The organism is Reichenbachiella sp., from assembly GCF_965223055.1.
GTDB lineage: Bacteria > Bacteroidota > Bacteroidia > Cytophagales > Cyclobacteriaceae > Reichenbachiella.
Map to the genome: position 1 here is coordinate 87,713 of NZ_CBDCVM010000005.1, position 12,287 is coordinate 99,999.

A 12,287-nucleotide genomic window follows, 5' to 3' on the forward strand; every position below is an offset into this window, starting at 1 on the left:
AATATATAAACATCAAACTACTCCATTCTCCTCTTTACCTCCTCAGGCACCACACAATTTTCTTTCCTCCTGGTATCAGCCAAATGGAAAATTTTCCACCCTTCCTCAGTTTTTACCAATTGAAAAGCATCCACTCCGCAGTGCAAAAATTGATTGTTTAGATAGAAGGCATAATCCACCCAGACAGCTGCCAATGGTCCATCAATTTGTACTTTTTCGTTCCAGATTGGTTCGTTCCAAACATCTTCCTTTGGCTGACCCACCGCATCAATGAACCGCTCAAGTGATCCTTTTTTGATCTGAGGCTTTCCTTCTTGATCAGTGAACAAAGTATAAGTCGCTGCATCGGCAGTAAAGCACGTCTTGAGCATGGTGCTGTCACTGGCCCTCATGGCTTCAAATACACGCTCAACTACTTGCAGGACTTGCTTTTCTTCAGAAGATTGGGCTAACAAACTAAAAGACCAGAAGGTCAGCGGGATAATGAATAGTTTTTTCATGAGGTTTTGAATTTCTCATAAAATTAACTGATCATAAATTCGACCGCGATTCAAATTTGATTAGAGGGAGAAAAGAGTCCTACAATGGCTCGACCATGCTTTGAATGGACAAAAAAAATTGCGGCACCTTCACGTTAGAAGGTGCCGCAACGCATTAGAGAAAAGTTTGTCTTTCAAAATCCCTTCTACCTAAATGCTATTAAAACCAGCACGCATTTAGGATGCAGCGAAGGGCGATGATTAAACTTGGTATAAAATTCATTCAATTTTTCAATAGCTACAATACCCATTAATAAGTATATTTCAATTGACTTTGGCTAGTTGATAAATATAAAAAGCTGCCATAAATGACAGCTTCTTACATATTTATATTTTTATGCACTCAACTTAAAATCCTACTAAAATAGGGTAAAGGTTAGCCGTTACACCTTCTTCTGTACACTTATCAATTACATCCTTTAATGACTTGATAGTAAGTGAGCCTTCCAAAGGAGGTGCGTCTCCGATCACTATTACCATTTTTTGTGATGAACTCCAACTCATTATATCTATGGTCTCCCAAATACCGTCGTATACTGACTCAGGAGTATCTCCACCTCCTGTTGTAGTCAATTCATCCAAGTACAATTCTATGGATGAATAGTCACTAGTCAGGTCTGTATAATCAAACCATACTGAAGGATCCACATTTAGGTCTCCATATTCTGCTACACCAACATTTACTCCGCTTGGTAAAGTAGCTAATATATCTGAAATGTTAGTTCTGATGTTTGCAATATCATCTGACATACTTCCCGTGTTGTCAATTAGAAAAACTAAATCAGCTCCTGATTCTATATGATCAGTTAAAATCTCCAAAATAGTTGTGCTAACTTGTGATGCACCGCTGGCTGAATAACTCTCTCCTTCGGTTTGTTCGGCAAGAAAGTCAAACGCTTCTGCCGTAGTAATTGTAATAGTAATTCCTATAACTACTTCTGAGGGTGATCCTTCCTCACCATTGTCTGCGGTAACATAATAATAGTAGGTACTTCCAGATTCGAGGTCCAAGTCTTCATATTCATTGTCATCCGTATCTTCCAACTTCTCAAAGCCGGCATCTTCCAAATCATCTTCATCCAACTCACCGTCTTCAAGTTCGTCATTAAATTCATCCAGATCATCAATGTTTTCATCATCTAAGTAATCCAGAAAATCTTCTTCTTCTGCTCTATAGACAATATACTCATCTGCCCCATCCAATTCATCCCACTCTAGAGTAATACTCAGTGCGGAGTCGTCCGTTGCTTCCAAATCTTCAGGCCCTGATAGGATCGTAGGACCTGAATCCTCCTCCGAACAGCCCATTATAAACCCGAATACCAAAAATAAATACCAATTCTTCATTATTCTGTCTTTATTAATCCAATTAAAAGATCAAAAATAGAATGTAAACGAAGAACTGTCAATACTCAAAAATTGGTATTTATCAAGCGAGACAAGCGTATTTGTTAATTATTAGGCGAATAAATTGAATTATTTCAAGTTGATAGTTACTTGGATCTGTTTTCTAGCACGTGTATAACATCCTCTAAATTGTAGCCTTTAGCTCTTAGCAAGATCATATAGTGATATAGCAAATCTGCAGATTCATTGAGGAATAATTCTTCGTTATCGTCTTTGGCCTCGATAACTACTTCTACCGCTTCTTCTCCTACCTTTTGAGCTACTTTGTTGATTCCCTTTTTGAAGAGAGAAGTTGTATATGACTTTTCATCTGGGTTCTCATGACGATCCTTGATTACCCTTTCCAGCGTAGATAAAAACCCATAATTATTAACGTTTGTTTCAGCCCAGCAAGTATCAGTGCCTTTGTGGCAAGTAGGGCCAATGGGCTTGACTTGAATCAGCAACGTGTCATTGTCGCAATCCAGTTTGATGTCCTTCAGTTCAAGAAAATTACCACTCTCTTCACCTTTGGTCCATAGTCTTTCTTTTGTACGACTGTAAAAGGTCACTTTTCCAGTTTCCTGAGTTTTTGAGAGGGCTTCTTCGTTCATATATCCCAGCATCAATACGTTTTTAGTTTTTTCGTCTTGAATGATGGCTGGCACCAAACCACTGGTTTTTTTGAAGTCGATTGTCGACAATAGATTGTCCATAGTTTATTAATTATTGGTTGAGTCCATATTGTTCCTGAATACAATTAGGACTATGGTCTGTTGACCATTGACTTTTTATATTCTTATCGCTATTCCCTGATTTTTCAGTTCTTGTTTCAATACAGGGATTTCAATTTCTTTAAAATGAAAAACACTAGCTGCCAACGCAGCATCAGCTTTTCCTTGGGTAAACGCATCAGCAAAATCCTGAATGTTGCCCGCACCACCGGATGCTATCAAGGGGATATTCACTAACTCAGATATTTTGTCCAGTGCCTCATTGGCAAACCCATTTTTCGAGCCATCATGATCCATGGAAGTGAAAAGAATCTCTCCTACACCTCTCGACTCCGCTTCCTGAACCCAATCAAACAAGTCAATTTCTGTAGGGACTTTACCTCCTACCAAATGAACTTTCCACTGTCCTTCGATCTGCTTGGCATCCACCGCCAGTACTACACACTGGCTTCCAAATTGGCCCGCCAATTCATCCAATACTGTTGGCTCCTTTACCGCCCAGGAATTGATAGAAATTTTGTCTGCACCTCTGTGGAGCAAGTTATACACGTCATCTACTGACTTGATTCCTCCACCGACGGTAAATGGAATATTCACCTTCTCCGCAACTTTTTCTACTAATTCTGCCGTGGTCTTTCGTCCATCGCCAGTAGCCGTAATGTCCAAAAACACTAGTTCATCGGCCCCTTGCTTTGAATAGGCTGCGGCCAATTCTACTGGGTCACCTGCATCGCGAAGGTTCACAAAATTCACCCCTTTGACCGTACGGCCATTTTTGATATCCAGACATGGTACGATTCGCTTAGTCAACATATTTTATCAGTTGTTCAAGTGAAATTTTGTTTTCGTAAATAGCTTTACCGATGATAATGCCATCCATATTCAGAGAGGCCGCAGCCTCTACATCTTTGATGTCTTTTACTCCCCCACTAGCTATTATTCTTTGATCTGGGAAATCATTCATAAGATCTTTGTACAAGTCTACGGCGATGCCTTGTAACATCCCATCCTTGGCTATATCTGTACAAACAATGTATTTATTACCCAAATCCTGATATTCCATGATCAGGTCGAACAGCTCCACCTCTGATTCCTCTTGCCAGCCGTTAATGGCTATTTTTCGATTCGTTGAATCGGCACTCAATATTATTTTTTCTGCACCAAATTTCTTAAGCCATTCACCGTAGATTTTCTTATTTTCTAAAGCCACGCTGCCCAGATTTACTTGCTTCGCTCCGGCGTTGAAAGCAATGTTGATATCCTGATCAGTTCGAATCCCTCCTCCAAAATCTATGTTCAAACTAGTCTTTGAAGCAATCTGATCTAGTACCCTTGCGTTTTTTATCTCTTTGGCTTTAGAGCCATCTAAGTCCACCAGGTGCAAATATCTAATTCCTGCTCCTTCGAACATCTTTGCCACTTCCAACGGATTTTCATTATAGATTTTTTTCTGATCATAGTCACCCTTAGTCAGTCTGACGCATTTGCCGTCTATGATATCTATTGCTGGTATTATTCTCATTTGTCTTTTTTATCGTCATTGCGAGGAGGTACGAAGAAACAATCTTATTCTCATTAGCTGGGTCGAGATTGCCACGCTACACTCACAATGACGGTTACAATTCAATAAAATTCTTCAAAATCCACTGTCCAAATTCACCACTCTTCTCTGGGTGAAACTGGCATCCATAAAAATTATCTTTGTGGAGCGCCGCACTAAATGGTTCCGGATAATTTGCCCGAGCGATGGTCCACTCCGAATCCGGCACATAGTAGGAGTGCACAAAGTACATATATTCTTTTTCTTTTAGTCCCTTCATCAGTGGAGTCTTCAATCCCTCTATTTCGTTCCAACCCATGTGAGGCACTTTTAGTCCCTTGTCCGGAAATAATTTTACCGGAAGGGGAAATAAGCCCAGCCCTTTAGTATTATTTTCTTCAGAGTATTCACACATCATTTGCATGCCGAGACAGATCCCCAAAAAGGGCTGCTTGGCATTTTTTATCACATCCACCAACCCAAACTTCTCAAGTGATCGCATGGAACTACTGGCCTCACCCTGTCCTGGAAAAATCAATTTGTCCGCAGCAGCAATTTCTTCCGCGTCATTGCTCAGGATTGTATTCAGTCCCAGTCGCTCACAAGCAAATTTGACCGATTTGACATTGCCAGCACCATAATCGATAATGACTACTTTACTCATAGCATACCTTTGGTTGAGGGTAAAATCATTTTGTCCTTATCTTGTTTCACAGCCATTTTTATCGCTTTCGCAAAGGCCTTGAAAATGCCTTCAATCTTATGGTGCTCATTGTCTCCTTCTGCTTTGATATTCAAGTTGCACTTGGCCGCATCAGAGAAAGATTTAAAAAAGTGAAAGAACATTTCTGTTGGCATTTTGCCCACCATTTCTCTTTTGAATTCAGCTTCCCACACAATCCAGTTTCGTCCACCAAAATCCAACGCTACCTGACACAAGCAATCGTCCATCGGCAAACAGAATCCATATCTTTCAATTCCTTTTTTATTTCCCAGCGCTTCAGCGATAGCTTCTCCTAAGGCTATGCCTGTATCTTCGATAGTATGGTGTTCGTCTACTTCCAAATCCCCTTTCACAATCACTTTCAAGTCCAGTAGACCATGTTTGGCTATCTGGTCCAACATGTGATCAAAAAACTTAATGCCAGTATCAATCTGAGATTGACCCGTCCCATCCAATTCGACTGCTATGTCGATATCGGTTTCCTTGGTAGTGCGTTTTACACCCGCCATTCTGGAGCCACGGGCTACTAGTTCGTAGATGTCCTGCCAGTCTGCAGTGGCCAGGGCGATGTTTGGCTGTAGTTCCTCCACTTTCGTGGAAATTTCTTCAGCACCCAAGCCTTCTTCATTAGCAATGAAAATAGCTTTGGCTCCTAAGTTTTTGGCTAATTCTACATCTGTAATTCGATCTCCAATCACAAAAGAATTACCCAAATCATAATCACCATTCATATAGTCGGTTAGCATTCCGGTTCTTGGTTTTCTAGTCGGCGCATTTTCCGCAGGGAAGGTTCGATCGATCTTTACGGCGTCGAATACTACCCCTTCGTTTTCAAACGCCTTCATGCACTTGTCGTGCGCTGGCCAAAAGGTGTCCTCAGGAAAGGAGTCTGTCCCCAATCCATCCTGATTGGTTACCATCACGAGCTCATAGCCCAGCTTGGCAATTTTAGACATCCATTGGAATACCCCAGGATAAAACTCCAATTTCTCCAGAGCGTCCAGTTGGTAGTCAACCGGTGGCTCTAACACCAAGGTGCCGTCTCGATCTATAAATAATACTTTTTTCATTTTTGTTCTTCTTTGTAACACCTCCGTCATTGCGAGGAGTCAGTTTTGCTTTTGCAAAAAAGGCGACGTGGCAATCCCTCGCGGCCATCTTCTGCTCTCAATCTCCCCAGCCCTCTTCTCCAAGAGGGAGTAGTTTAATGTTGATAACTCCTTAGTCCATCTATCAACCGCTCATTCTCCTCCGGCATCCCAACAGTCAGTCTCAAACAATTGTCACACAAATATTCCTTCGATCTATTTCTTACAATGATCTGCTTTTCCATCAAGTAATCATACAACCCATTGGCATTCGCTACCTTCACCAATATAAAATTGGCATCCGAAGGAAAGCGTTTGAGGATACAAGGCAACTCGTCTAGCGCCTTTTCCATTTTCTTTTTTTCATCCAATATGACTTTCAAATTGGACTTAAAATTCTCTTCTTCATTCAAAGCTTTTAGCGCTGCCTGCTGCGACAACTCGTTCACATTGTACGGTGGCTTGATGGCATTCAATATCCGAATGATGTCTTTCGATGCGAAACACATACCTACTCGTAGGCCAGCCAACCCCCATGCTTTCGATAGTGTCTGACAGACAATCAGGTTTGGATAATTTTTCAATTCTGAAAGCCATGAATCGGAGTTGGCAAAATCAATATAAGCCTCATCTATCACCACTAATCCTTGTTGTAAATCCAACAGTTTTTTGATCTCCTCTTTGGCCAGTAGATTTCCCGAAGGATTATTAGGAGAACAGATAAAAAACAGTTTAGTATCGGCATCGGAAGCCTCGATCATTGCGGCTGCATTCAATTGGAATCCTTCCTCCAAATTGACTTGCCTCAGGGACACATTATTGATCTCCGACAAAACCGGATACATGCCATAACTCGGGTTGTGAGAAATCACATGGTCTACACCAGGCTCACAGAATGCCCGATAGATCAAATCCAGCACTTCATCGCTGCCATTACCTAGAAAGATACTTTCAGGCAACACACCTTTTATTTCACTTAGCCTATTTTTGACGGCCTTCTGATAGGGATCTGGATAACGGTTGAATCCATTTTCAAATGGATTTTCATTAGCATCCAGATACACCTCAGCCACGTGATCAAACTCGTCTCTTGCCGAGCTGTATGGCGTCATGGCTAGGATATTTTTCCGTACTAGTTTTGAAATATCCATGATTTACAAAGACAACAAGCGTTTGGTGACTGCTAATTTGTGGGCCTTCAGTTGCTCGGCTTCGGCCATATACTCTATAGCCGGACCGATCCGTTTTATACCCTCTTCAGATATTTTCTGAAAAGTAATTTTTTTACAGAATGCATCAATATTCACCCCACTAAAAGACTTGGCAAAGCCATTAGTTGGCAGGGTGTGGTTTGTTCCAGAAGCATAGTCTCCGGCACTTTCTGGCGTGTAGTTTCCGATGAAAACCGACCCGGCATTCATTAACCCGCCCAAATAAAAATCTTCATTTTCTACACAAAGAATAAAATGCTCAGGTGCGTATTCATTAATGAAATCCAAACACTCCTGATCATCCTCAATCAGAATCAATTTTGAGTTTTCGATGGCTTTTCTCGCTATATCTTTTCTTGGCAAAGACGGTAGTTGGTTCAGCAGCTGCTCCTGAATTTTCGGAATCAAGCCAGCAGACTTTACCACACAGATCACCTGACTATCTGCGCCATGTTCGGCCTGAGAAAGTAGATCGGAAACTACAAATTCCGGACTAGCCGTTTCGTCTGCCAGCACCAGTAGCTCAGAAGGACCCGCAGGCATATCTATGGCGACCCCGAGCTGAGTGGCTCGTTGCTTGGCGGCGGTCACGTACTGATTTCCAGGACCGAAAATTTTATTCACTTTCGGGATACTTTCAGTGCCGAATGTCATCGAGCCAATGGCCTGAATGCCTCCAACTTTGAACACCTGAGTTACTCCTGCAAACTGAGCAGCAAATAAGATCGCTGGATTGATCTGACCATTTTTGTCCGGCGGTGTGCATAGTACGATGTCCTTGCATCCAGCGATTTGTGCAGGAATGGCCAACATCAGTACGGTTGAAAACAAAGGTGCTGTGCCACCCGGAATATAGATGCCCACTCTTTCAATAGGACGCGTTTCCTGCCAACACTTCACACCTGGCACAGTTTCCACCACCACAGGTTGAGCAATTTGGGCTCGGTGAAATTTTTCAATGTTAGCACCAGCTAAACGGATGGCTGCTTTCAGGTCGTCAGATATTTTGTTGCCCGCTCCAACCAGTTCTTCAGGTGTGGCTTTTAAGACCTCAACTTCCGCTTTGTCAAAAATTTTGGTGTATGACAATACTGCCCGATCACCTTCTTCCCGAATAGCCTGAAAAACTTCATTCACCAACTGTTGAAGATTTTGTTGTTTTAAGGCAGGACGCTTGGTCAATTTATCCCAATCGCTTCGATCTGGATTTTTGGCTAAAATCATAATACCATTTTTTCTATTGGAACAATCAGAAGGCCTTCTGCCCCAGCGGTTTTGAGCTGGTCTATTACCTCCCAAAACTTACCTTCTTCTATAACTGAGTGTACAGAACTCCATCCTTTTTCTGCAAGTGGCAGTACCGTAGGACTTCTCATACCTGGCAATATACTCACTACTTGCTCTAGTTTATCATTTGGCACGTTCATCAACACATACTTAGATTTTTTTCCTTTTTGTACCGCGTCCAATCGGAATAGCAATGTGTCTAACAGCGCATTTTGCTCTGCATTTAGTTTTTTGCTCTTCACTAGGCAAGCTTCAGAGGTTAAGATCGTATCTGTTTCTTTCAGCCCATTTTTGAAGAGGGTACTCCCTGAGCTTACCAAGTCACAGATTCCTTCTGCCAATCCAATGTTTGGAGCAATCTCCACGGATCCTTTGATCAGGTGGATTTCAGCGTTTACATTGTTCTTGTTGAGATATTGCTTTAACGTGTTGGGGTAGGACGTTGCAATTTTTTTCCCTTCAAAAAATTGCACACCACTATAATCTACATCCTTTGGCACTGCCAATGAAAGCTTACATTTCGAAAAACCCAACTTCCTAACCACTTCAATATCATTTTGGCTTTCCACCAAGAGATTTTCTCCTACAATAGCTAAGTCGGCCACTCCATCCTCCACGTACTGAGGTATGTCACCATTTCGTAGATATAGCACTTCCATTGGGAAATTCGACGCGCTTGCTTTAAGCTGATCTTTACCATTATCAATGTGGATGCCGCAGTTTTTGAGTAGACCGATAGAGTCTTCGTTTAACCTTCCTGATTTCTGAACTGCAATTTTTAGCTTACTCATGTTTTGTATTGTTAGTGCCTGAGTAAACGAAAGATGGGTATAAAAAAATCCCGTCCAAAGTACTCAGACGGGATTAAATATTTTTGTAGATACAACTATATCACCTCGCCTGTGCGATCATATGATGGTGATGATGTTGTGCCCTGATATTCATAGTTTTCTTGTTTTGAGTTGCAAACATACTTAATGATTTCAGGATAAGAAAAGATTAATGCCTGAAAATTTTATTTTGATGCCTAAAAGGTATCAATTCCTTAATGGATCATAATATCAAGTAATAAAATCTAATAGAGCATTTCTGAAACTACCGCAATCCCTGCACCTAACAGACTAATCAACAACTTCCTGGAATTCCAGTGATGTTCTGGACTGGACTCGATAAATATGGTGGTAGAGATATGCAAAAAATTGCCGGCCACAAAAGCAAACAACATCACCATGCCCTCTTCACTGAACAATCCCATCGGTCCCAACCCATGTCCAACGACCACTCCTATGGGCGACGCACACGCAAAAACAAGAAGCAAAGAGAGCTGGGTTCTTCTACTTTTATATTGACAGGACAATACGGTCATCAATGCCAATGCCGCTGGAATTTTGTGTAATACCACACCGGTAAGTAAACTACCCTGACTGTGACTAGCGTGTATCACTTCTGGATGCGCCAGAATAGTGCCTTCTAAAAAGGCATGAATACAAAGCGCCGCCATTAATGAAACACCAGACCATACCGAATGCTGTCGTCCATGCTGATGCACGTGCATATGACCATGCTCTACCCCGCTAGTGAAATATTCTAGCACCTGCTGAAAAAAGAACCCACCCAGAATAAATAACCCAATATGAAATTGGTCTTTATGAGTTTCAAACAACTCTGGCAAGATATGAACTATGGTAATCGAGAACAGAAATGAGCCTGCAAATACCAGTACACTCTTGACCTGAGACTCCTTGGTTTTGGTGACCTTCAGTGCGTAGAGTCCTCCCAATAATGCTGAAACAAAAAGTACAATGGAGTTTACAATCATATTATTTTTCTAACACAAAAATGAGGCGATGGGATTCCTCTGCCTTGTATTCAGACAGCTCATAGTCACCAAATATATCTATTACTTTTAAATTGATTTTCTCGAAATAGGCTAAAAAATCTGTACGTCTTATGGCCTTTACTTTTTCTTGAAATTCATAGTGCTGCCCATGATCATCCACAATTATATTCTTGACTATAAATTCATCATCCGTATACTTCCTCTGTATATTAAAATGGATGTTTTCAATGGTCTTGTCTTCCTCATGCACTAAATTGTTCACTACTACATAAGGATTCAAAAAGTCCAGCAAAAATTTACCTCCTGGTTTCAGGGATTGAATCGTAGCGTCAATGACCTTTAAATTTTCCTCCTTCGAATCGAAATACCCGAAGCTGGTAAAAAGATTGAATACATAATCAAACTCTTCTTTTGAAAACACATCGCGCATGTCATGAACGGCGAAATGCAATGTATCGTTCTGTTTTGTACTAGCGAATTTGATATTCTCTTCTGACAGGTCTACGCCAGTCACATCAAACCCCTTTTTATTGAGATAAATCGAATGTCTACCTTTCCCACAAGCCAAGTCCAATATCTTGGCATTCGTTTCAATATTGAAATAATCGATCAAGTGATCCAAGAAGGCTGCGGCCTCTTCGTAATCTCTATGCTTATATAATATATGATAGTAAATGGTGTTGAACCATTCGTCAAACCATTCTTTCTTTGACATGACTATTGGATTTGGGTGCTAAAATAGTTGATTCTACTCGATCGGCTAAAGAATATCTATCTGCGACTCAATGCCGGCAGTAGCATAAGACTTCAGCTCACCATTTTCATCGGAATAGATAAAAAAAGCATCGATGCCATTCAATTTTTCAATCATCTGAATCGATTCTTCCAGACCCAGCACCATACAAGCTGTAGCGTAGCCATCTGCCAGGGTACAGTTGGGTGCAAAAATCGAAGCACTCAAGAGATTATGAGATACATTGTAGCCTGTAAATGGGCTAATCGTATGAGAAATAATTCTGCCATTTTCTTCGTAGTAATTTCTATAATTACCTGAAGTAGCCAATGACCGATTGTTAACAAATACTGTGGCAAAAGCATGACCAAGACCTTGATTCATCTCTGGTTTTTCTATTCCTATCTTCCAAACATTTTGGTTTTGATTTTGTCCCTGACAGCGCACTTCACCGCCTATCTCAATCATATAGTTTTCTACTTTCCTGGCATGCAAAAAGTGAGCAATCACATCTAATGCATAACCTTTAGCAGAAGCGCTAAAATCCAAATAAGTGCCTTTTGGTTTTGAAGCACCCTCCTCATCGAATTGAATCTGTTCAAATCCCACAATCTGTAATAAGGAATCCACCACAGCACTATCTAGCATTGCCTTTTTCTTTGGACCAAAGCCCCATGCATTAACCAATGGTCCAACGGTAGGATCATAAGCTCCCTTGCTATTGAGGAACATCTCTTGACTCATTTTCAATACCGGATACATAAAGGACGATTGATAGGTAGTTGAGTCTTCTCGATTGAAATTAGATATTTCTGAATCCGGGATATAAGTAGAAAGTGACTGGTTGAAAGCCACCAATATAGAATCTACTTCCTTTTTAAAGTAGTCTTCTTTTGGAGCCAGATACTTGATTGAATAGGGTATGGCGCCCATGGTAGTTCCAGTCACATGCTGCTGAACCTGAGTCTCTACCGGATTGAGTTGTCTAAACAGGATTAATATCCCAACCGCCAAAACAACAATTAAAATTCTTCGTTTTTGCATCTTTTCTCTTTTTGCGGCAGCAAAGAAAGAGCATTTGCATGAAAGGTGCATAGATCTGTGAAAGTTTAGGAATGCTCTATCTTCCTGAAGCCTTGGTTCTTGTCTCCAAGAACCATTGGATGGATCGAAATGGCGCGATCCAAAACCTTATGGGTTCATAT

The 12,287-nt window shown here is 41.1% G+C and carries 13 protein-coding genes; all 13 read right to left on the reverse strand.

Annotated elements, in window-relative coordinates:
• Positions 1-17: 17 nt before the first annotated feature.
• A complete protein-coding gene (locus ACOQO5_RS03425; RefSeq protein ID WP_420580277.1) occupies positions 18-500 on the reverse strand; it encodes a nuclear transport factor 2 family protein in 483 nt (160 codons plus the stop codon).
• A 387-nt stretch (positions 501-887) separates the two neighbouring features.
• Positions 888-1,886, reverse strand: coding sequence for a VWA domain-containing protein (locus ACOQO5_RS03430; RefSeq protein ID WP_420580278.1), 999 nt, complete (start codon positions 1,884-1,886; stop codon positions 888-890).
• 146 nt (positions 1,887-2,032) lie between these two features.
• Complete coding sequence (gene hisIE / locus ACOQO5_RS03435) at positions 2,033-2,641, reverse strand: bifunctional phosphoribosyl-AMP cyclohydrolase/phosphoribosyl-ATP diphosphatase HisIE (RefSeq protein WP_420580279.1); 609 nt, start codon at positions 2,639-2,641, stop codon at positions 2,033-2,035.
• A 75-nt stretch (positions 2,642-2,716) separates the two neighbouring features.
• Positions 2,717-3,472, reverse strand: a complete 756-nt coding sequence (gene hisF / locus ACOQO5_RS03440) for an imidazole glycerol phosphate synthase subunit HisF (RefSeq protein ID WP_420580280.1) — start codon at positions 3,470-3,472, stop codon at positions 2,717-2,719.
• A complete protein-coding gene (gene hisA, locus ACOQO5_RS03445; RefSeq protein ID WP_420580281.1) occupies positions 3,462-4,181 on the reverse strand; it encodes a 1-(5-phosphoribosyl)-5-[(5-phosphoribosylamino)methylideneamino]imidazole-4-carboxamide isomerase in 720 nt (239 codons plus the stop codon). The genes hisF and hisA overlap by 11 nt, the downstream gene beginning before the upstream one ends.
• 94 nt (positions 4,182-4,275) lie before the next feature.
• Positions 4,276-4,863: an imidazole glycerol phosphate synthase subunit HisH gene (hisH, locus tag ACOQO5_RS03450; protein WP_420580282.1), complete on the reverse strand. Its 588-nt coding sequence runs from the start codon at positions 4,861-4,863 to the stop codon at positions 4,276-4,278.
• Complete coding sequence (gene hisB, locus ACOQO5_RS03455; protein ID WP_420580283.1) at positions 4,860-5,993, reverse strand: bifunctional histidinol-phosphatase/imidazoleglycerol-phosphate dehydratase HisB; 1,134 nt, start codon at positions 5,991-5,993, stop codon at positions 4,860-4,862. The genes hisH and hisB overlap by 4 nt, the downstream gene beginning before the upstream one ends.
• A gap of 134 nt (positions 5,994-6,127) precedes the next feature.
• On the reverse strand, positions 6,128-7,162 hold the full coding sequence (gene hisC, locus ACOQO5_RS03460; protein WP_420580284.1) for a histidinol-phosphate transaminase: 1,035 nt from the start codon (positions 7,160-7,162) through the stop codon (positions 6,128-6,130).
• Between the two features lie 3 nt (positions 7,163-7,165).
• Positions 7,166-8,446: a histidinol dehydrogenase gene (gene hisD, locus ACOQO5_RS03465; protein ID WP_420580285.1), complete on the reverse strand. Its 1,281-nt coding sequence runs from the start codon at positions 8,444-8,446 to the stop codon at positions 7,166-7,168.
• Positions 8,443-9,300 (reverse strand): ATP phosphoribosyltransferase, encoded by an 858-nt coding sequence (gene hisG / locus ACOQO5_RS03470; RefSeq protein ID WP_420580286.1) that lies wholly within the window; start codon positions 9,298-9,300, stop codon positions 8,443-8,445. Before hisG ends, hisD begins: the two co-directional genes overlap by 4 nt.
• Positions 9,301-9,584: 284 nt before the next feature.
• Entirely contained in the window at positions 9,585-10,328 is a 744-nt protein-coding gene (locus tag ACOQO5_RS03475) for a ZIP family metal transporter (RefSeq protein ID WP_420580287.1), read from the reverse strand.
• Position 10,329: 1 nt separating this feature from the next.
• Positions 10,330-11,064 (reverse strand): class I SAM-dependent methyltransferase, encoded by a 735-nt coding sequence (locus ACOQO5_RS03480; protein ID WP_420580288.1) that lies wholly within the window; start codon positions 11,062-11,064, stop codon positions 10,330-10,332.
• Positions 11,065-11,109: 45 nt separating this feature from the next.
• On the reverse strand, positions 11,110-12,126 hold the full coding sequence (locus ACOQO5_RS03485; RefSeq protein WP_420580289.1) for an FAD:protein FMN transferase: 1,017 nt from the start codon (positions 12,124-12,126) through the stop codon (positions 11,110-11,112).
• Between the last annotated feature and the right edge of the window lie 161 nt (positions 12,127-12,287).